General features: G+C 44.9%; 16 protein-coding genes. 4 read left to right on the top strand and 12 right to left on the bottom strand.

What is annotated here, in order from left to right; all coding sequences use genetic code 11:
- Nucleotides 1-21: 21 nt before the first annotated feature.
- The gene (locus tag LX99_RS04700) at nt 22-1,983 is read right to left on the bottom strand and encodes a glycoside hydrolase family 97 protein (RefSeq protein WP_109606780.1); all 1,962 of its coding nucleotides are present in this window, start codon (nt 1,981-1,983) and stop codon (nt 22-24) included.
- On the bottom strand, nt 1,980-3,008 hold the full coding sequence (locus tag LX99_RS04705; protein ID WP_109606781.1) for an aldose epimerase family protein: 1,029 nt from the start codon (nt 3,006-3,008) through the stop codon (nt 1,980-1,982). The genes LX99_RS04700 and LX99_RS04705 overlap by 4 nt, the downstream gene beginning before the upstream one ends.
- Before the next feature lie 242 nt (nt 3,009-3,250).
- Between LX99_RS04705 and LX99_RS04710 the strand changes: the two genes are divergently transcribed.
- From LX99_RS04710 to LX99_RS04725, 4 genes are all read left to right on the top strand, one after another.
- Nucleotides 3,251-4,141 carry an AraC family transcriptional regulator gene (locus LX99_RS04710; protein ID WP_109606782.1) on the top strand — a complete coding sequence of 297 codons (891 nt, stop codon included), beginning with the start codon at nt 3,251-3,253 and terminating at the stop codon, nt 4,139-4,141.
- Nucleotides 4,142-4,266: 125 nt separating this feature from the next.
- Nucleotides 4,267-4,794 (top strand): DUF6886 family protein, encoded by a 528-nt coding sequence (locus LX99_RS04715; protein ID WP_146203062.1) that lies wholly within the window; start codon nt 4,267-4,269, stop codon nt 4,792-4,794.
- A gap of 111 nt (nt 4,795-4,905) precedes the next feature.
- On the top strand, nt 4,906-5,328 hold the full coding sequence (locus LX99_RS04720) for a DUF1801 domain-containing protein (RefSeq protein WP_109606784.1): 423 nt from the start codon (nt 4,906-4,908) through the stop codon (nt 5,326-5,328).
- A gap of 114 nt (nt 5,329-5,442) precedes the next feature.
- Entirely contained in the window at nt 5,443-6,045 is a 603-nt protein-coding gene (locus LX99_RS04725) for a DUF1684 domain-containing protein (RefSeq protein WP_109606785.1), read from the top strand.
- A gap of 109 nt (nt 6,046-6,154) precedes the next feature.
- Here LX99_RS04725 and LX99_RS04730 read toward each other — a convergent pair whose 3' ends face one another.
- From LX99_RS04730 to LX99_RS04775, 10 genes are all read right to left on the bottom strand, one after another.
- Nucleotides 6,155-9,004, bottom strand: coding sequence for a M16 family metallopeptidase (locus tag LX99_RS04730; RefSeq protein WP_109606786.1), 2,850 nt, complete (start codon nt 9,002-9,004; stop codon nt 6,155-6,157).
- Between the two features lie 132 nt (nt 9,005-9,136).
- A complete protein-coding gene (locus tag LX99_RS04735) occupies nt 9,137-9,679 on the bottom strand; it encodes a TlpA family protein disulfide reductase (protein WP_109606787.1) in 543 nt (180 codons plus the stop codon).
- A 9-nt stretch (nt 9,680-9,688) separates the two neighbouring features.
- Complete coding sequence (locus LX99_RS04740; protein WP_109606788.1) at nt 9,689-11,563, bottom strand: protein-disulfide reductase DsbD domain-containing protein; 1,875 nt, start codon at nt 11,561-11,563, stop codon at nt 9,689-9,691.
- A 6-nt stretch (nt 11,564-11,569) separates the two neighbouring features.
- Nucleotides 11,570-12,706 (bottom strand): TlpA disulfide reductase family protein, encoded by a 1,137-nt coding sequence (locus LX99_RS04745; protein ID WP_109606962.1) that lies wholly within the window; start codon nt 12,704-12,706, stop codon nt 11,570-11,572.
- A gap of 341 nt (nt 12,707-13,047) precedes the next feature.
- On the bottom strand, nt 13,048-13,980 hold the full coding sequence (locus LX99_RS04750) for a hypothetical protein (RefSeq protein ID WP_146203063.1): 933 nt from the start codon (nt 13,978-13,980) through the stop codon (nt 13,048-13,050).
- Nucleotides 13,981-14,101: 121 nt separating this feature from the next.
- The gene (locus tag LX99_RS04755; RefSeq protein ID WP_109606790.1) at nt 14,102-15,031 is read right to left on the bottom strand and encodes a hypothetical protein; all 930 of its coding nucleotides are present in this window, start codon (nt 15,029-15,031) and stop codon (nt 14,102-14,104) included.
- 13 nt (nt 15,032-15,044) lie between these two features.
- A complete protein-coding gene (locus LX99_RS04760; RefSeq protein ID WP_109606791.1) occupies nt 15,045-16,478 on the bottom strand; it encodes a PKD-like family lipoprotein in 1,434 nt (477 codons plus the stop codon).
- 20 nt (nt 16,479-16,498) lie between these two features.
- On the bottom strand, nt 16,499-17,341 hold the full coding sequence (locus LX99_RS04765; protein WP_109606792.1) for a DUF4843 domain-containing protein: 843 nt from the start codon (nt 17,339-17,341) through the stop codon (nt 16,499-16,501).
- Nucleotides 17,342-17,352: 11 nt separating this feature from the next.
- The gene (locus LX99_RS04770; protein WP_109606793.1) at nt 17,353-18,828 is read right to left on the bottom strand and encodes a RagB/SusD family nutrient uptake outer membrane protein; all 1,476 of its coding nucleotides are present in this window, start codon (nt 18,826-18,828) and stop codon (nt 17,353-17,355) included.
- A gap of 11 nt (nt 18,829-18,839) precedes the next feature.
- Entirely contained in the window at nt 18,840-22,280 is a 3,441-nt protein-coding gene (locus tag LX99_RS04775; protein WP_109606794.1) for a SusC/RagA family TonB-linked outer membrane protein, read from the bottom strand.
- Nucleotides 22,281-22,514: the final 234 nt, after the last annotated feature.

Consider the following 22,514-nt stretch of genomic DNA (forward strand, 5'->3'; position numbering starts at 1 on the left):
TTGCCTTTAACCTTTTGCCTTTCACCTCTTTCTCAGGTGTACTACCGCACCACCACCGGGCGCCAGTTTCAAATTCAGTTGGGTTGAACGGTTTACGATGATGGTTTTATGTTCATATTTCCCGGCGTTTTTATCGGCATCGGCGGCATCGGTGTACAGGTCGGCGGTGTAGGTTGCACCGACTGGTAAAAAGGAGAAATCAACGTTAATATCCCTTGCATCCCAGTTGGTCATGGCACCTATGTACCAGTCGTTACCTTTTCTTTTTGCTAACGCGATGTATTCGCCAAGTTTGGCAGCAAGCGGTTTGGTTTCATCAAACACCGTCGGTATAGCCGATAGGTATTGTTCGATAACCGGATACTTTTCGTACTCCGTAGGCGAATCGCAGAACACGGCCAGGGGCTGATCGAATATTACAAACATGGCCAGTTCATGACACCGGGTGCCTTGCGTAGATGGCAAACCTTCGGCTATCGGTTTAAAAGTTTCTTTCGATTTATTGCGCATCGATCCGGGCGTATAATCCAGCGGACCGCCCAACATCCTGATAAAAGGGAAAGTGGTATGATGTACCGGGTTGGCAGTCAAATCCCATTTCGAACATTCCTGCCCGCGTACCGCCTCGTAGTTAACAATGTTGGGATAAGTACGCTGCAAGCCTGTTGGCTTGGAACAGCCATGAAAATCAACCATCAAGTGCCGTTTGGCTGCGCCTTCGGCAATGGTTTGCAGCTGTTTAATAGCCAGTTGATCGTCCCTGTCAAAAAAATCAACTTTAATGCCAACCGCGCCGATCTCTTTCAGGTAATCCAGGTTAGCATCCAGATCTTTTAATAACGGCGCGGCAACACACCAAACAAAAACGCCCACATGCTTTTCATTGGCATGCTGAATTACGGCGCGGATATCGGTGCGTTTAAGCGGTTTCTTCACATCATAATTATCACTCCAGCCGGCATCAATCATCATGTACTCCAAATGATTTTTGGCGGCGAAATCGGTGTAAAAATTATACAACTGCGTACTTCGGTTTTGCATACCCGAGGGGATCGGCGCGCCCGGCAAAATGGCGTCGTGCCACCACTCCCAGGCTGCTTTGCCCGGTTTTATCCATGAAGTATTTTCCAATACCGACGGCTTGGACAGTTTGTAAATCAGCTGGTTGTTCAGTAAAGTCTTATCATCATCCGTAGCAATGATCACGCGCCAGGGATATTCCTTTGTTCCGGGTTCTTTGGCAATGTAGTTTTCGCGCGAGGTTACTACCGATACAAAATTGCCCCAGCTGCCCATTTTGGTCGTCGCCGGGTAAGCTGCCCACTCGCCTATCATGTTGCCGCCTTTTTTCTTTATGTACATGCCGGGATAATCAAACAGATCGGCCTCGGCAATTACCAGTTTTACACCATTTTTGTAGCTGTACAAGGCCGGGGTAATGGCGTGCTTATCTGCCTTAATTTCGTCAATTGATTTATATTGATGATAAGCCAGTTCCCAGGCCGTGTAATTATCGGTTTCGGCTATGGTCGCGCCGGGATCTCCTTTCAGGTTAAAACCGGCCTGTTCGCTCATTACTTTTACTGAATCTTTCAGGCCGGTCACAAAGCGGTAAGCTACACCTTCATTATAAGCACGAAGCAATAATTTATAATTACCCGTAAAACTGATAGCCAGTTCGTTATAATTATCAGTTAACACAGCATCCTTGCCATATAATGGGCGGATGATTTTATTTACAGTAGATGGTTTAGCGCTTAAAACCTTAGCACCTGCACCAATAGCGGCATTATCAAGCTTTAGGCCGATAACGGACGGCGAAATTAGCTGGGTATTTTTATAGCTAACGGCATAGGTAATACTATCCTTTACATTCAGCACCAGCCTCAGATTATGATCCGGCGATTTTACCGTATAGGTTTGCGCCGAAGCGCTTAGCGCGAAAACCGATAGTACCGAAAAGATCAGGGTATACTTTTTCATATCGTGCCGAACTGGTATAAAATACGCTGGTGATAAACATCGCCCGGCCGTAAAATGGCCTGTGGAAAATTGGAATGGTTAATACTATCCGGGTAATGCTGGCACTCCAGGCAAAGCGCATCAAACGGCCCGGCGCCCCTGCCGGTATGCGTTGATTTGGTACTGCTCAGATAATCGCCGGTGTACAGGAATACACCGGGGTAATCGGTGTAAACCTTTAAGGTACGACCAGAGGTTTCATCGGTTAATAAAGCGGCATAGGCCAGCGCGTTTTCCCCTGCCTCGGTATCGATAATGTAAAACAGGTTAAGGCCTTCTATCTGGGTCTCATCTATTTTAAATTTCTCACTTAAGCGATTGTTGTTAAACGCCTTTTCTTTTGCAGGAACGATAGCGCCGCTCGGGGTATAATCCTGGTGAGCATCTACTATATATCCAGATAATATCCTAAGCCGGTGATTATAGATCTTGCTTTTAAAAGCCGATAAATTAAAATAAGCGTGGTTGGTAAAGTTGGCTATCGTTGTTTTATCAGTATTGGCTTGATAGGTTATCAGTAATTCGTTATCAGCGTTCCAGGTATAGGTTACACTCAACCCGAGTTTACCGGGGTAGCCGCCGTCGCCATCGGGGCTGGTGAGGGTCATCACTACACCGTTATCTATCGTTTCGGATTCAAATGCCCGGTAATTAAAACCACTTTTGCCGCCATGGTTGGTGTTCCTGCCATCATTGGCATCAAGCTGATAAACTTCTCCATCCAAACTGAATTTTGCCCCGCTGATGCGATTGGCATAACGCCCTATGGTTGAACCGATATAACAGGTATCGGCCAGGTAACCTTTTAATTCGGGAAAGCCAACTACCACGTTTTCCATTTGCTGCTGGCTGTCGGGCACAACAACTGATACAATGGCCGCGCCGTAATTGGTTAGTTCAACGTACGCTCCTGTTTCGTTTTCAATTTTGAAAAGATAAACATCCAGCCCGTTATGTTGCCCCCACAAGCGCGATTTAACAGCCATATGCCTTAAGATATTTAAATGGTTTGTTCATTGATCAGCTTCATTTGAAACACGGAACGACGCGATAACCTGTTCCGGCGTTTAATTGGTTTTAGCAAACCTACTATGAAACCGTTGTTTAAAAAATGGATAAATTTTAAAAAATAATGGATAATACTATCATTAATTAAAATAACTCAAGACTTGCTTCCGGCAAAAAAACAGATACCTTTAAGCGCCGGTTAATTCACGAAGCAATAAGCATGACAGCCGAACCTAAAAAGAAGATCAAAGAGGGCTTTATCGGTCAAAAAATGATCGTATTGCCCCCAAACATCAAAAAACAGATCACCAATAACGCCCTGATCAACGGTTTTTACCTGACGGCTATCGGCTATTACCCCAAAGCCGCTTACCACGACCGTGAGCGCCGCTCGGGCAGCAGCGAATACATCCTGCTTTATTGCATTGATGGAGAAGGTTATGTTTATCTGAACGATGAAAACCATATTTTAAAGCCCAATACCTTTTTTATTATACCCCGTAACATAGCGCACCGTTACAAAAGCTCCGAAACTAACCCCTGGAGTATTTACTGGGTGCATTTCAGCGGCTTAAATTCGCAATTGATCTATGAGCGTTCCCTGGATAATGGACAACCGGTAGTGCAATCCGTACCTTATGACAGCAACCGCATTAAACTTTATGAGCAGATGTACGCCGTTCTGGAACACAGTTATCACGAAAAGGAAATGGAGATCGTGAACATTAACCTGCTCAGTTTTATCTCCTCACTGGTATATTATAAGCAAACTAACCCGGTTGACTATGACAATGATTTTGTGAGCAACTCCATAGCCTATATGAAAAAACACCTCGACAAAAAATTTGAGGTAATGCATTTGGCCAGACAGCAAGGCATATCGGCCTCGCATTATTTGCGCTTGTTTAAGCAGAAAACCGGCTCCTCACCCATCAATTATTTTAATTTGCTGAAGATCCAGTCTTCGTGCCAGTATTTATATTTTACTGATAGAAGCATCAAGGAGATCTGCTCCGACCTGGGTTTTGATGACCCTTATTATTTTTCGAGGTTGTTTACCAAACTCATCGGTATGTCGCCATCCCGGTACAGGAAAACGCATAAACGGTAGTTTTTGCAGAAACGCATCAATCCCTCTCTCAGGACAAGCCTCCACGCTCAATCACATACCGCAACGTAATTTGCATGCGAAAGCCACATGTGATGCGGCTCTACAGGAAAAGCATAGATTTGAACATGCATTCATCCCACCCCAAACTCTTCCATATCAGCGAACAACCCGGCATCAGTATATTCAATCCCCACCCCTCGCCATCATACTTTGACAACATTACCGGTGATGTTGTTTTCGCTATCAGCGAAGATTTGCTGCATAACTATTTGCTGCCGAGGGATTGCCCGCGGGTTACGTTTTATGCCGGACCGGAAACAAGCGATGAAGACAGGCAACGGTTTTTAGGAGGCAATAAAGCCCGTCATGTAATTATAACTGAAAGCGGATGGTATGAACGCATTAAACAAACTATACTTTACTGTTATGAATTCGCATCGGACGATTTTGTATTGATAGATAAATGCGCGGGATATTATATTTCTTACAAGCCGGTTGTGCCGTTAGCTGTTATGGTAATTGATAACATCATGGAGACGCTTTTAAACCGGGATGTAGAGTTTCGGTTTACACCTTCTTTAGCTGCAATAGCGGATATCGTTAAAAATTCAACATTACAATTTTCATTGATCAGGATGCGGAACGCAAAATAACGGCAAACGGCAATATTTTCGCTAATTTAGATCAACACTTCTAAAAAACTCTTTCAACATTATTACCGCTGGTAAAAGGCGAAAACTTAACCACTTTAACAACCTTAAACCATGGCTAAAAACACCAACAAAACCACCGAAACCGAAGCAAGCGTAGCCAATTTTATTTACACAATTGCCGATGAAACACAGCGTGCCGATAGTTTTACGCTTATTGAGCTGATGCAGGAAGCAAGCGGCCTACCGGCCAAAATGTGGGGACCAGCCATTGTGGGTTTTGGCAGCTACCATTATAAATACGAAAGCGGCCGCGAAGGTGACGCCCCACTGATCGCTTTTTCGCCCCGTAAAAGTTCACTTACACTTTACCTTACGGGCTTTGATAACAAGGAACAGATATTACAAAAGCTTGGCAGGCACAAGCAAAGCGGTGGGTGTACGCATATTGTTAAATTGGCTAACGTGGATATCGCGGTGTTAAAGCAATTGATTGGCGAGGCCTATCAGCATGCTAAAGCAATGCACAATGTATAATAAGCAAGGATACCACTTAGCTAAGTAACGTGCAGCATGCATTAACCAACCCATTAAATTGAACAGTTGTAAGAAAACACCTAATCCACTACCTTTAAACCAAAATAGTTTTGAATGAAATACCTTACCCTACTTGTCCTGCTCTTAATCATTAATGGCGGCAGTTACGCCCAAAATCACAAAGCCCAGATAGCCGAATTCCGTAAAGGCTATATGGACGATTTTTTGAAAGACCCGCATTCTCCTTTAAAACAGGAAGATTTAAAATACCTTCGTTTTTATGATGCCGACAGCACTTACCGTGTAACCGCTAAAGCCGAATTGCTGACCAATCAAACCCCGTTTGTCATTCCTGCTTTTGATGGTTCGGCTCAACAATATGTGCGTTATGCCCTGCTTTCGTTTACTTTAAAAGATAAACCCTTGCAGCTAACCTTATATAAGAGCATAGCCCTATCGGCAAACCCGGCATTCGGCAATTACCTGTTTTTGCCTTTTAACGATGATACCAACGGCAAAGAAACTTACGGTGGCGGCCGCTACATCGACCTCACTACCAAAGACATTAAATACGGCACTATTGTGATTGATTTTAATAAGGCTTACAACCCATACTGCGCCTTTGCTACCGGCTACTCATGCCCTAAACCGCCCGACGAAAATAATCTGGATGTGGCAATTTTTGCCGGAGAAAAGATTTTTGGAAAGGCCCACTGATAAAGGTTCAATTTTTTTACGCCGGTATGGGATGCAGTATTGATTGCTAAAGAAGATTTAAACAGCAACGGCCCCTAATAGGGGCCGTTGCTGTTTATTAAATTCATTACTACTTTGCCTCGGGCAGTAACTGCATGCGGATAAAGTTTTTACCGCTCAGGTATTTTTGGGCGGTTGCTTTTACGCTTTCAATGGTTACGCTGTTTAGCTCTTTAGTATAGTTATCCAGTTGGTGTAGATCTTCCTTATCGTTGATCTGCCCGCTGATGTAACCTAACCAGAAACCGTTGGTACGTACGCTGGTTTCGCGGGTGCGGATGCTTTCCGCGCGCCATTTGTCAATGTTCACCTGCGTAGGACCATTGGTTTTCAGCTTATTGATCTCATCTAAAGTGGAGACCACCAGTTTATCTGCATTTTTAGGGTCGCAGCCAAAATACACAAACATCGAGTATCGCGATGTAGGGAATTTACTGCTATTGGCGAAGGCTCCAGGCGAGTATACGCCGCTCTCGTCTTCCCTTAAACGTTCAATCAGGCGAATCTCCAGGCACTCTTTTAAAGCATCAAGTTGGATCTTTTCCGCTGCGCTGTATTCAAACGGGCCGGACCAGATCATGTCAACGGTAGCTTTCGGTTCCGAACCTTTGTAAACATTTTTGGTGATTTGTCCTTCAGGGATGTGGATCCCTAAATCTTTAGCCTGTTCGCCAAGGTTTTTGGATGGCAGCGAAGCGATATATTTTTCGATCAGCGGCTTAATTTTTTCGACATCAATATTACCTACAAAAGTAAATGTCATACCCGACGCATCGGCGAAACGCTCTTTATAGATGGCATACTCCCTATCCAAATTGATCTGCTCGATTTTGGCGATGCTTGGCCCCGTGCGGCGGATGTTGTGGTTACCCAAAACCGCGCTCAAAGTATCCTGAAATACCGCGTTAGGATCATTACCCCTATTGGCCAAACTCGCTTTTGAGCGGGTAATGATGCCCTGGAACAGGTCGGCATCTTTACGGGGCTCGGTTAAATAACCATAAATCAGTTCAAAAGCGGTCTCAAGGTCTTTAGGCGTCGAATTACCGCCTACACCTTGCGTACGCTCGCTGATAAACGGGCTCACGCTCAATTGTTTGCCTGATAAATATTTTTCCAGTTGTGTAGGATTATAATTACCCACCCCAAATGATTCGATCATGCCTGAAGCATTGGCTGCCGACTGGTAATCAGCATCGCTATAAAGCGAAGTGCCGCCTGGAGCAGAAGCGCTGAACAGGATTTCGTTGTCCTTAAAATCGGTTGGTTTCAACACCACTTTTACACCGTTGCTTAAGGTAAGCGTAGTGATGCCCAAAGCGGCATCTTTAGTTTCGGCGGTTATTTTGCCTGCAACCGGCGCGTTCGCCAACAACGGTTGTTTACTCACCTCATCATTATAAGGCTTCAGGTCCTCGCCTTCAACCGCTTTGATCCAGCCATTAACGGTAGCCTCTGATGGCAGGGTAGCTTTATCTTTTTCAGGAGCAAGCAGCAGCACATCGCGGTTGGTGTTTTTGATGGATGATTTACTTACGGCATTTACCTCGGCAAGGGTTACGCCTGGCAGGTCGTTTTTAACAAGTTCATACTCATAACTGATGCCCGGAGCCGCTGTTCCTTTTAAAAAGTATTGCAGGTACTCGTTCACATAACTATCCGAGTTGGTTTTGTTCTTTTCTTTCAGCGATGCTTCCATATCGCTCAGGTAAGCCTGTTTGGCACGGTCAAGTTCGGTTTGGGTAAACCCGAAACGCCTGATCCTTTCAGTTTCGCGCCACGCGGCTTTGAAGCCGTTTTCCAGTTCGCCGGGTTTGGCTACCGCATAAAGGCCATAGTTATCCAGCCCGCCTAAAAAATCGCTCACTTCGGCGCCGCCCTGTAAGTATGGCGGGTTAGCCTGGCGCATGATCTCGGCGTAACGGGCGCCTGTCATCCGGTTAAATAAGCCCCGAACAATATTATCGCGGTAATCGGCAGCGGTATGCAGTTTAGCGGCCGGTTGCTTCATCATTACCTGTGCCACGGTTACCGTCATTTCCTTATCAGTAACGGCTAAAAACTGGTTCTGGCCAAGCAAAGGCACGGTGTATTTGGTGCGCGGTTTTTCGCCCACAGGGTTTTTCAGGTCGCTGAATTTGGCTTTGATGGTTTTCTCCATCTGGTTTACGTCAATATCGCCTACCACAATTAAAGCCTGCAGATCGGGGCGGTACCAGTCGTGGTAAAACTTCCTGATGGTTTCCGGTTTAAAATTATTCAACACTTCATCGGTACCGATAGGTAAACGCAGCGAATAACGTGAATGGTTTAATATGGTAGGCAAATATTGGCGCTGCATACGCTCCTGCGCGCCTTTACCCAAACGTTTTTCTTCCAATACAACACCCCGTTCTTTATTAATCTCCGTAACATCCAGGGTAGCATCCTGAGCCCAGTCGCGCATAATCTGGATGCCGTTTTTCAGGATATCCGGGTTGTCGGATGGTAAGGGCAACTGGTATACGGTTTCGTCAAAAGAGGTATAGGCATTTAAATCGGCCCCAAAACGTACGCCCGATTTCTGCAGGTAGTTCACCAGCTCGTTTTTGGGGAAGTTTTTGGTGCCGTTAAAGCTCATGTGCTCCATAAAGTGGGCAAGGCCACGCTGGGTATCATCTTCCAGCACCGAACCAACTTTATTGGCCAGGTAAAAGGTAACACGCTTTTTAGGTTCTTCGTTATGCCTGATGTAATAAGTAAAACCGTTAGGCAATTTACCGGTGCGCACAGCCGGATCAAGCGGCAAATTCTTTTCGGCCGCCGCAGTTTTTACAACTTTCGGTTTAGCTACCTGTGCCCAGATAGGCGCAGCGGTAAACGACCAGCTAAGCGCAATACCTACGCTGGCCAGTAAAATAGTACTTTTTATGTGTTTCATTTTTTGTTTATCGGGTTAGGATTGCGCTAATTTAAAAAAGAGCCGGTGTTAAACCGGCCCTTCAAGCAAATTAAACTAATTAAACTGAAAATATTGCCCCAACGAGCTTCTTTGTAATAGGTGATAATCACCTTATTTAGTAAAGGTCTTCCTCAAATAATCATCTATACTTCGGGCTTCAGGATTTATCAAAATCAATTTACCCTCATTATCCAGCAAAATTGCAAATGGTACCGACTGGATACCTAACAAGTTCATCATTACCGATGCATCCTGCCCTGCTTCGTACTTATCAATGGTCTGCTGCCAGGGCATAGCTTCCTTCAACATGGCGTTTTTCCAGGCTTTGCTGTTTTGATAGATAGAGACACTGAGTATTTCAAAACCGCTTTGATGATATTGACTGTAAAGGTCTTTCAGGTGCGGAATGGCTGCACGACAGGGCACACACCACGACGCCCAAAAATCAATAAGCACTACCCTGCCCTTTATTGCTGAAGATTTAACCGACCTGCCGTCAGCACCTCGTAAGGTAAAAGCAGGCAATGCTTTCCCTACAATCAGGTTTGGGTTGGTCTGTACGGTATCAATCTGCTTAGGTATCAGCGCGAGCGCATGTTGCCCTTTTACCACCAACACCGCTAAAATAAGAAGCATTAAAAACGTTTTTTTCATGTCGATTACCTATAAAATCTGTAATTCAACCATTTTCCGCTTTGGCGGAAAGCATTTGTTGTTATCGCATACCTGGTAGTAAAGCCCGCATTTAATAACCATACCTTTCTTGAGCGATTTCGCATTGATCTCGGTTTTAAATGTGGCTTTATCTTCCCATACAAACATGCCCTCGCCACCTGTAAACGGCACACCGGCCGAGCTTTTCCATGCGGTATTTTTAACGCCTTTAGGCAATTCGATAACCGGTTCGGTAACAATAAAGGGGCTGTCTTTAGGCACATAAGCGTAAATATGCCAGCCCTGCAAAATATCGGCGTTAACAACCACCTGCTTTTTTCCACCGCCCAAATCCACCAGATTAGCCGTAACCATAACCGGATCGGCGCGGGTGGGTACCGTCAACGTGTTTGCGGTTTTAATATTCCCGGCTGAAGCCGGAGCTACAGCTGCCGTTTCGGTTTTATAGGTGTTCACCATAAACTTAAAACCGCCGGCTTCGGTGTAGTACAGGTTCGGTTTGTTTTTGGTTAGCCAATCGCGCCACTCCTTAGCCGAGGTAAATTTGTCGATAGTATAACGTTCCAAAACCCTTTGGGCTAAGGCTGCATCCTCCCCTTTTTCGAGCAGGAAGATACACTTTTCAAGCAGTTCGACTTTACGGTTAGAGATGCCGAGCTTTTTCGCATCCTCATCAACCTGCAGTGAATAAGCATCTACCGGGTAAAAATATTCAAGGTTATCCTTGTAGTACTTATGGTAAGCCTCCACATCGGTACCAAACCTGTTGTACATATCAGTGCCGGTCCAGCCTTTCAGGTAGTCATCAAAACTTTGCGTGGCATCGGTTACAGGCATCATTAAAAAGGCCTCGTTAGCTTTGCCAATGTCTTCACCTTTAGCTTTACGGTCTTTCAGTTCCTGCTGCATTTTTAGCAGGCGGGCGTTGCCCTCCTTGCGGGCTATCAGCGTTTTCTCGTACAAGGCTCTATCACTCCGATAGATCATTTCGTTCACCCATTCACGGTTTTCTATCTGTACCTTTTTCATGATCGGCCGCTGGTGGTCGAACTTTTTGATGTAGCAAATAGTGTTTACAAATACATTGTTGGCCTCGTCCGTCATGTGATTGGGCGAACCCGAAAATCCCCACATAAAATAGTTACCGTGCCTGCCCATCGCTACCGCCTCAGCATTCTTTAAACAAACACCGCCGCTGATGGCTTCGGCATCCGGCGAATCGTTAAAACCTTCGCCGTGGGCCACCATGCCTATAATGTATTTGTTTTTTGCAGATGGTTCTTCCTTAATCACTTTCCACATCGGCATCTCTTTGGGTGTGGTTGCCGCCTGGTAGCCGTTAAAAAAGGATTGGGGGGTGGGCCTGTTAACCAACGTCAGGTTAACTTTTATAGGTGTATTGAATATCGGGTGACCGGTTTTGATGTTCAGCGCGTCATCCTCCAGGCACTGGCAATACCAATCAAACTTCAACCCGATGGGTAAACCTACATCCGGCGCCAGCTGATGCAGTAAAACAATTGGCCTGTCAAAATTGGCAGGCAGGTTGATCGGCCCGGCATCGGCAATAGTTACATCTACCTTATCAGACATGGCCGCGTTGTAATCCCGCACATCAACCACCTCTACCTTATCAAACCGGGTTTCTAAAAACGCCTTAAAATCAGCCATTCGGGTTTTCCAGGCCTCATCTACCGCACCTGCCGCTGTGCTGTAATAGGTAATCTTTTCGGGTTTGGGCTTTGCGGGATCATAGCCTACATACAAAACTTTGAGGGCTATCTTACCGCCTGCACTAACCTTTCCAAAAACCGCTACGCTAAAAGCGAGGCAAAGCAATAAGGCCGAAACTATTTTCTTCATATCCGCTTAATTAAAAATCTCGGCCAGTTTGGCGTTCAAAGTTTCATCACGCAGGGTATTGCCAATGATCTTGCCGTCTTTATCCAGCAAAAAGCTTTGCGGCACCGCCCTTACACCGTATAAACGCCCCACAGCATTGTTCCAGCCTTTCAAATCGGATACCTGGATCCAGGGCAGGCCGTCTTTAGCAATGGCGTCTACCCATTTATCTTTTACATTATCCAACGAAACCGAAATGATCTCAAAGCCTTTGTCCTTATACAATTTATATTGCTTTACCAGGTTCGGGTTACCCGCGCGGCAGGGGGCGCACCAACTGGCCCAAAACTCAACCAGTACATATTTACCCTTTAAATCGGCCAGCGAAACCGGCTTGCCATTCACGTCGTTTTGGGTAAACGCGGGTGCCTGTTTACCTATGGCCGTAATACCGCCCGCCGCTATGCGCTGCTCCAGTTCTTTGCCCATATCGGTAGCGCGTAAGGAAGGGTTTAATGCCTTAAATACAGGGTTAATCTTATCCACATCAACATGGGTACCCGCCGACTCGGACAAGGCTACCAGCGCGAAGTACGAGTTTGGGTTATTTTTGGCAAACTGAAACTGTTTTTCGTTACGGGCGGCTATGCTTTTACGGTAACGCGCATCAACCGCCTTTACGAAAGCAGTATCTTTTTGCTGCTCGGGGGTGGCCGCGTTAAACTCGGCGTTAACCGCTTTGGTTAACGCCATAATGGTGCCGCCAATCTGCTTGTTGTAAGCCTCAAACTCATCATAAACCTTTGATCCGGTAACTTTAGCGTTCACCAGCGAATCGGCCGAGGTGTACACCATGTTCTCTTTACCAAAGTAAATATAAACCACATCAGCATTGGGCGCATATATGGCGTGCTGCTTGCCCTTGCCTGTATGGTCAAAAGCCATGCGGCTGGTGGTGATGCCTGCCACAGTGCCGGTTATTTTGAACTCGCCGTTTACCACCGCGCTCGAATCTTCGTGACTGGTGCCGTTGTCCATATAATCGATGTAAACTTTGGCGGGTTTATCCAGCTTGCCGATATGACCGGTGATACTGAAGTTTGTTTTCTGGGCCGATGCCGCTATGGGCAACAAGGCAGCCAGCGCTGCTAATTTTAATTTCATTATTATGAGTTTTTTAATGGTAGTGATGCTTGTATATTGCTGTGCATCATTTCGCGGAACCAATGGCAACACCCCTACTCGCAAAAGGATGCTGCCGGTTCCGCATATTTTCATCTTAGTTGTATGCCGGGCGTTACGACTTTTTAGCGCCGGGTTTATTTCTTCTCAATATGGCAATAAACCGGGCTGTAAAAGTTAAATTGATAATCCGGGCGTATATTTTGTTATTTATGTTGATAAAGATTTTTCTTTGGATTCATCTGCTGGAAATAAGCCGGCTTGATAAAGACTAAACCTGCACGCGGGAGATGTGATTACGCGTCTCCCGCATGCGCAACTCTTTAATACTTCACGTTAGGAAAATCCTCCTTAGCGTTTTTAAGTTGTTGTTCCCATTCCATTGTCCAGCCAAAAGCAATTGTTGCCTGTGCCTTCAAATCAACACCGGCCGCACCGCTCCAGAAATGGATAAATTCGCCCATGTTCATACTGCGGGTAAACTCATCGTAACCATTGCTGTTTTTTGCTTTGGGGAAGTTATCCGCAAGCAGTTTAAAGTATTTTACAAGCATGGCCGTTTTGCCATGTTGAGTATAAATGGGTATCCACCAGTTTTTGAACCACTGTGTGCCGGGACGCGGGTATTTTACCACATCGGCCTGGTACTGATCATACCACGCGGCGGCTTCCTTATCCATTTTCAGGCCCAGGAAAACATCATAAATAAAAATATCCTGCCACTTGCTGTCCCCCCAGGTATTAAACGATGGCGAACCCTGCACCCTGTCTGATGAACCTTCAACAATGTGCCCTATCTCGTGAGTCATTACCGCTATCATAATCGGGTCGTTCCAGTTGGCCGCATCAATTTCAATTACGTTTTTGTGGCCGGCCACCGGATCGGTATAGCCCACCGGCTGCCCCATAAAATAGCCGCCCGGGATGTATTGTGTACCATGTACTGCTATATTAAGCTGTTTAAACTCGCCAAAGTAACCATAGTTTTCCTTAGTGTATTTCCACACCTTGTTCATAGTAGGCCGCCACCATTTAACGGTCGAATCCGCATCGTCGGCAACGTAAACCGCTATCTCGTCATCGTAAAAAGTACGCGTAAGTACATTGTTCCTGTCCAACCATCTTTCTTTCATGGTTGCCGGAGGGGTGCCATCGGCTTTTACCGGCGTGGTGTCTTTCGTATCCTTTTTACAGGCGCTGAATAATGCCAGTATTGCCATGCTCAATACCCCTATTGTATGTTTTAAATTCTTCATGCTATCAATTATCAAATAATTAAAAATGAACCAATCAACAAACACCCTGATTATTTCAAGGCAAAGCGGCGGCTAAACAACAGTATTAAAACTATTGATAACCATCGCTTTATCCAATCAGTTAATCAGTATATCTCACGTTGGGAAAATCAATCCGGGCCTGTTTAAACTGCTGCTCGCATTCATCCGTCCAGCCCCAGGCTTTTGTGGCCAATGGTTTAAGGTTAACACCTGCAGCGCCACTCCAAAAATGTACAAACTCGCCCAGGTTCATCCGGCGATCATACTCTTTCCATTTTAAAAGCGTGTGTGTAGGGAAGTTTTTTGACAGCTCTACAAAAAACCTGTTCAGCACCGCGCTTTCGCCGTATTTGTTGTAGATGGGTAGCCACCAGTCCCTGAACCAATAGGTGCCTTTGCGCGGATAGTCAACCTGGTTGGTGATGTACCAATTGTACCAGGCATCCACCTTATCTTTCATACCAAGGGCGCGATAAACATCATAGATAAAAATATCCTGCCATTTGCTGTCGCCCCAGATCTCAAAAGCGGGCGACCCCTTTATGCCATTGGTTACACTTTCAACTACGTGGCACGTTTCGTGGATCAGTGCCGGCTCCGGGAAAATGAAGTTGTTCCAATCGGTTGTGCTTAGGTCAACTATGTTACGGTGATCGCCATCGGTATCAAAATAATAAACCGGCTGACCAATCATCCCAAAGGCTCCACCATGCAGCACGACATACAAACGGGGATCATCGCCCATTTGTCCGTAAGTTTTTTTCGAGTACTTCCACGTGTCTGACATGAGTTTGTAAGGCCAGGTGATATTGGCGTCGATGGCATCGTCTTTATAAACAGCAACCTCCTGGTCGTAATAAGCTAATGTTAGGTTCATGCTGTGGTCAAGCCAGTGTTCTTTTTGCTCGGTTGCAGGCTTCGGCCCCTTATCGGTATCCGTGCCCTCATCCTTTTTTGATTTTTTACATGATAAGGCCGAGGCTATCACAAATACCCCCAGCAAACAAGTTATATGCTTCAATAATTTCATGATAATTTCTTTATTAGTTTTTCCGGGTCACTATATCAACCGGCGAGCCGGGGATGCCTGTGATTACTTTAGTGATATTGCCATTTTTACCCACGCTTACATCAAGCAACATCAGGCTGCCATCTACACCGGCGGTAAGCACATCACCCTCGGTAGTTGTACTCAGCTTTATCATGGTTACCTTTTTGCCGCCAAAGTCGGCATCCAATGCGCGTAGCTCTTCGTTAACCGGGTTGTATCGGTAAATTTTATCGTTTGATGTAAAGTAGAATACATCCACCGCCGATTTTTGCCATTTAGTATCAGGCTTAATCAATGAGCTGCCTTTAAATACGCGTTTGTAGATGGCTTTTACGGTGCGGTTTTGGTAGTCCATCATATCAACACTAAATGACAATTCGTAAATGTTGTTATCGCCCTCAGCGCCTTCAAAAAACGCGTACGAAATACTTGGCACCGCCTGCATAAACAGCAGGTTACCCAGGTTAATTTTTGTAGGATTAAATCCTACGCCTGATACCTTGTAATCGCTGCCCATATAGTTACCGCCGCTATCAAACGAAATAAACGCTTTGGCAACCGGATCGTACCCAAAGAAAAATGCCGGTGTACGTATGAAAAACGGAGACAAGGTATACTGTCCGGGCTGCGAGTTTGAAAACTTGCCAAAATCGGGTGCGAATGGCGCAGTTGATACAATACTCAGATAAAGTTTACCATTAATAACACCGGTTGGAGTACCGGCCGATGCCTCAAAATAATCGGTGCTGATGGTTGCAGGGGCGTTAAAAAACTGATCCTGAAAATATTTTTTTCGTAGCATGGTGCTGCCATCAATAATTACACTATTCTTTTTAGGATCGTGGCAAATAACCCAGTAATCTTCAACCGAACCGGCATTATAAGTAACAGGCTTGGGGAATAACTGTACCGGATTTTCGGGCAGGTTTTCTTTATGCAAGGCGTAATAAAGGTCACTTAGTACGGTTTTGTTGTCGGCTTTTACAAACGAGAGTTTAGTAATGCCGTCCTGTACGCTCAACACAGCAGTACCCGCCGAAAATTGTGTACCGCCCTGTATCTTGAATGAATAAAAATACTTGATCTGGTTACGGTTATCGGTTATGGTAAGCTTGGCTGTCCGCAATTTAGGTGCAAGGTTGTAAACTATTTTTAGCGGGTAACCGGTGTAATGATCTGCACGGGCTTCTTCGTCTACAAAAATATCCCAGTCAAACGTAAGGTCTTTTGCAGGGTTGGCTCCCTGGAGGTACACGTATGGGCGCACTGTAAGCGTATCGCCCACCAGCGCATCAACGGTTGAGCCGTCAAAGCCATCGAGAACAGGCTCGGAGGGGGCATTGTATTTATAGTTGCCGAGGTCCTTTTTGCAGGAGCAGATAAGCAGGGCAAACAGTATGTATAATAAAGCTGATCTTAATTTCATGATTTTAGTTTTACTGTAATTTATACCTGGATCTGGTTCCCGCTCTCGTCAATAAATACATACCTGCCTGCACTTTTGAAGTATTTGAGGTAATACTTTTTGCCGGGCGAACTGGTATTGTAAAAATCATAATCGCCTGTACCATCATTGCGGGGGGCCAGTACATATCCTTTAGCCGGGTTGTTTTTCACCCAATCAAAGGGATAGGTTAAAAACTCGCGCATGTTGGCTACATAGTATAGCGTACGCGGAATTTGCAGGTAAGCATCCGGCTTGGTAGGGTCGATGAGTTCGGTAGCACCCGATGAGATCAGGAACAACTGGTGTTTGGTACGGCTATACTGCCCCAGCCAGAAATGCCACCAATAGGGCTCTTCAAGCCTGTTGGAAAAAATGATCCTCTTGGTGCGGATATTCGTTGGCAAATTGCTGGCAAAATCTTCGCCGCCCGATACCCTTACGGTTAACGTTACGGATTTATTTACCAGCCCGGTATCGATATTTTTGATAATAACCGGCACGTGCGTAGTGCCCGAATCGGCAGGCATAATATAGGATGATTTAAGCGGCTCATAGTGGATAATACGGGTGGCCGTAGTGTTTGCATCAACCACATTAAGCGCAAACTTCCTGTCGTGGCTGGCGGTTTTACCCGATATGATTACCGGGATCCAAACGGTATCCTTATCGATAGCCGGGTTATAGGCAAAGGAAAAAACCAAACTATCCGGACCGAAGTTATCGGCGTTACCATAGTTCATGTAGATGTTATCCTTTTCGCTGCTGTAATACATCTTATCAACCTTTTTGCAACCGAATATCACGGTGCAAACAAGAATTACTACTAATAGATCTCTTTTCATTACACGTTATATTAACTGCCCTGGTAAGCCTGCTCATCAACAGGAATAGGGAATACAAAAATTTGATTTGAAGGCGCTTTGGTTTGCGTTGCCGATACGGTAACCGCGTGGTTAAGGCGCTTATACATAAAAAACACCTGGCTTTCACCATAAAACTCCTTGCGGGCATCTTTCAGCAGCAGGTCAAGCAGTTCGTCTTTACTGGCAACGGCGTTTACTGCGCTGCCTATACCGCGGTGCAGGCGTATGGTATTGAAATAAGTAAGCGCCTGGGCCGGGTTGGTATCATAACTTGCTTCTGATGCGATGTAATACATCTCGCTTAGGCGGATGGCCGGAGCAACCAGCGGGTGCAGGTTGGTTACCGGATCTAAATTTTTAATGTATTTCTGCAGTACGGCAATATCCTGCCCGCCCAATGGATTGGTTGTAGCTAAAAACCACTGTTTTAGCCTCCAATCTTCAGCGCCGGCCTGCCCTTTTTCGTAAATATCATTAACCTGGTCAACCGTACCCCGGTATTGCGGATTGGTGCTATAAAAAAGTGATTTAAGGCTGGCATTGTTGTCCTTGTTGTCAATAAACCATGCGGCTATCAACTCCGGATAAAATATGCGGTCTTTTTTACTAACATCGGTCTGAAAAAAATCTTCTTGTTTGGTAAAGGGAAATTTGTTTGTTTTAATTACCTCCTCTGCATTGGCCAGCGCATTCACGTTATCGTTTTTGTACAGGTATACACGTGCAAGCTCACCGCAAACGGCATAGTAATTAAGCCTGTGGCGCCTGTTTTGTAAAAAGATATCTGCATTGGTGGTTTCGGTAGCGCCAACTGTTGTGGGGTAACCAATCACATAGCCCGACGATATAATAGGATCGCTGGTTTTAAGCAGTGTTTTAGCCGTATTCAAATCAGCAAGCAAACTGTCAATTACCACCGAAACAGTTGAAAACGGGGTACTCTTTGTATCAACCCTGGTTATAAAAGGGATGCCTTTTAATTTCGGCCCATTTTTGTACGATGGGGCAAACATCCGCAATGCGTCAAAATGCAGGTACGCCCTTAAGGCCAGTGTTTCGCCCTTAATCAGTTTATAATTATTATCGGTAAAAACACTTTTTTGTTTATCAATAGCAGCCAGGATATAGTTACAGTTGGCTATACCGCGATAGCATGATGCCCATATATCATTGATATTGTTAACGGTGGAGAGTTGGGTATAGTCGAAATTGGCTACGCTTTGCGCTATCGGATCGGTGAACGTATAGTTCTGGGCCAGTATGTCAAGCTTGCCAAAAGTAAGGTTACCTCCATATAATGATGAACTTGCGCAATAAGTATACACCCCGTTAAGGGCTTCCCGGAAACCCTGCTCAGTTTTAAAAAGCTCTTCTTTATCAATCTGCGACTGCGGCTTTACATCCAGAAACTTATTACACGATGTAAAGGCGAGCAGTGTGATTATTGTATATATATATTTCTTCATTTCAGTAATTGTTAAAATGTTGCCTGTAACGAAAGGGTTAAACTGCGGGCGTATGGATATTCAATCCCTCTTTCAACCTCGATGGTTGATGCCCTGAAAATATCGTTGGCCGTTAGCGCCGCGCGTAATGACTGGAAACCTATTTTCCTAGCTACAGCTCTTTTTAAATCGTACGAGAGATAAAGTGATTGCAATTCGATGAGATTTTCCTTCTGTATAAAGCGCGAGGTAGCGTATGATTGCCCCAGGTCGGCTATATTTTTATAAAAAGTAACATCGCCCGGTTTTATCCAGCGTTGCTCCAGCGCGCGCCGGTCAACATTAAAGCGGGGATCGGCATTTTCAACCCTGTCAACCAAAGTTTGGTTATAGGTTTGGCCGCCAAACTTATAGTGAAAGCTAAAGCTGAACAAAAATTGCTTATAAGTAACACTACTGCCAAAAAAGCCTTCCGCTTTAGGGGTAGCATCGCCAATGGGTTGGGTATCGTTAATATCATACACATAAGTTAGCGTACCATCTTTTTTAACATAGATCTCCTTACCGTTTTGCGGATCAATACCTAACGATTTTACTCCCCACCAGGTATTTAACGATAAGCCTTCTTTATACCTCAGCAGCGGTGTACCACCAAGTTTATTTTTGGCATTAGCCTGTGTGGTATCAACCCTGTAATTATAACTTTTCAGGGCGTCAGAAATTTTCACAACGGTGTTGCGGTTATGGGCAAGGTTAGCGTTAATGTTGATATTAAGATCTTTTGATTTGTAAGCGTTAACGGTTACAAACAATTCGTAACCTTTGTTACTCATGTTGCCCAGGTTTTCTTTGTAAGTAGTAAAACCGGTTGAAGGTGCAAGGTTGATATCGCTAACCAAGCCCTTTGTTAGCTTGTAATAATAGCGCGGGTTAAATAATACCCGGTCATTAAACAAACCAATATCCAGGCCCAGATCATAGTTGGTTGTTTTTTGCCATTTAAGATTTTCGTTACCATAATTACGTACCAGTGCGCCTATCCCGGTTGAATACCAGTTGGAAGTTTGGTAAGTGTAAATGGTGTTTGCCAGGTCTGTCGGAAAATCAACCGATCCGGTTAAACCTGTAGTAGCGGTAACTTTAAACCTCGAAATGGCCGGAAACTGCCTTTTCACAAACTCTTCGCGGTGAACGTTCCAACCTAAACCTCCCGACCAAAACGGCGCGAAACGCTGGTTTTTACCAAATGCCGATGAACCATCTAAACGGAAGGTGGCATCAACCAGATACCTGTCTTTATAGGCATAATTACCTGTAAAAAACGATCCTAACAGGCGCGAGTTAGTTACATCCCCCGTTGGTGCAGCGTTAGGAGTATAGGTACGGGCGAACCCGATGTTGGTAAACCTGTCATTCGAAAAACCACGCGCCTGGAAACCTTTTGAATCTGTTTTGCTTGATGTGATGTTTGAACCCAAAACCGCATTGATTGAGTTATTACCCAATTGCTTATTGTAAACGAGCCTTAAGTTACCGTCAAGGGCAAGCGAACTAACCTGGGTATAATCATAGCTGCCCCTGTTATTGGCTTCAACCGTGGGATCGTAGTAAAAAACGTTACTAAATGGAGACACAAACTTATCAAAGGAGGTTTTATTATCATTTAAACTGATAAGACTGATGAGCCTTAACGAGGGTGCAATTTTCCAATCGATTGAAAAGTTATCCAAAACCTCGAGGTAGGCATTTTTATCAAAATTACCCAGGCTGGCCTCGTAAAGCGGATTAAGTACCGGCTCATTACGGAACTGCCCACCCGATCCCTCTTCATTTTGATGGGTATCAACCTTCCAGTTGGCTACCTCGCGGATATAATTACCGTTGGCATCGCGGATAGGATAATACGGGTTCATGGCAACATAGTTGTAAAAATCACCATATTTAGAGTTAACGCCATCAACCTGGGTTATGGTGAGCTCGTTTCTGAATACGATGTTACGGGTTGGGCTATAATTAAATGTAACGCCGCCGCTGTAACGGTTACGGGTTGAACCCTTCATTACCCCCGGTTGGGTTTGGTAACGCCCGGCTATACCGTACCTGAAGGTAGAGTCGCCACCTTCTGCATACAACGAGTGCTTATGACCAAATGCATTGCGCAAGGGTTGTGACAGCCAATAGGTGTCAATACCGCTTACCACATTTTTTAGCTTGCTGTAATATTGTTGATCGAGCTGATCCTGGTTGTAGGCTGCGGTGTTCGCGGCATTATATAAACCAGCGAGTTTTTCGTATTCCAGTTTTTGGGCTGCATTTAACACGTGGTAATCTGTAAGGTCGGGCGCTGTGGCCGTCAGTTCATAATTGTATGTTAATTGCAGTTTACCGGGTTGCGGGGCTTTGGTGGTGATAACAATAACGCCGTTTGCCGCCCTCGAACCGTAGACAGCCGTTGCCGCAGCATCCTTCAATATGGTGACACTGGCTATCCGGTTGATATCAAGGTCAGTGACTTTTTGCAGCGATACAGCGAAACCGTCCAGCATGAAAACCGGCAGGTTATAAGTGCTTGAAAGGTTATTACGATCTATAAGGTCGCCGTTGATGGATGGTAAGGAGGTTGATCCCCTTACATTTATTTTTGGTAGGGCGTTAGGGTCGGAGCCTAAAATGTTGTTCGGATCAATGCGGAAAGAAGGATCGAATGTAGCCAAACTTTGTACCAGGTTGTTAGGGTTAACACGTTTCAAATCTTCGCCTTTTACCACTACGGCACTACCGGTGTAGTTGTCCTTTTTAATTACCTGGTAGCCTGTAACAACCACATCATTAATATTATTTGTTTTTTGACCAAGCCTGATGTATAACGGCTTGCCATCGGTAATTTTTACCTCTTTACTGTTATAGCCTATATAGCTGAATACAATCACATCGCCTTCATCAACAGTGATCCTGAAAGCGCCTTCGCCATTGGTTTGACCCAAAAAGGTTTTATTCTTTTTTAGTGTGATACTTACACCGGGAAGGGTATTTTTAGCGTTTACCGAGTCGGCCACGGTGCCGCTTACTTCTATCTTTTTTGCACCTGGCTGTGCCGGCCCCTCCTCAGGCACTTTATTGCGTATTACTATGGTTTTATTTACTATGGTGTAGGTAAGTTCATAGTTTTTAAGGCACGAGTTGAGAGCATCGGCAAGTGATACATTTTTCAGGTCGATATCCTGAGTTTTGCCTGTTACATTTATTTTTTCGCTGTAAAAAAATAAAAAACCGGTTTGCTGTTTGATATCCTTGAAAATGGCTTCGAGGGTTGCATTTTTTCTCGAAATGGTAACAGTTTGTGAATAACTCGCTGCCGATAAATGCATTACACCAACAAGCAGCAAAAAAGTGGTGAGTTTCAATACTAATAAGCATTTGTACTTTACTCTCCGTATTGCGCATACGGCGTTGTAAAGAAAAGTTAATTTCATACTTTTGAATAAGATTGGGTTAATAAAATGCAGCCCAGGCCTTTAACTTCTTGCGCTGCGCGACCTTTTTGCAACCGGAAGCGGTGAGAGGCTTCCGGTTATTTTTTGTCGCTTTTTAATTAGGGTTGGTTTTGAGATTTAGTGTATTTGTTTCTCCATGTAGTTTTCTTTAAGTGCCCGCAATTAGTTAATTAGTTTTTGTTTTGTTTTTATGTTTAAAGTTTAGGGATAATA

Source organism: Mucilaginibacter oryzae (genome assembly GCF_003148845.1).
Taxonomy (GTDB): domain Bacteria; phylum Bacteroidota; class Bacteroidia; order Sphingobacteriales; family Sphingobacteriaceae; genus Mucilaginibacter; species Mucilaginibacter oryzae.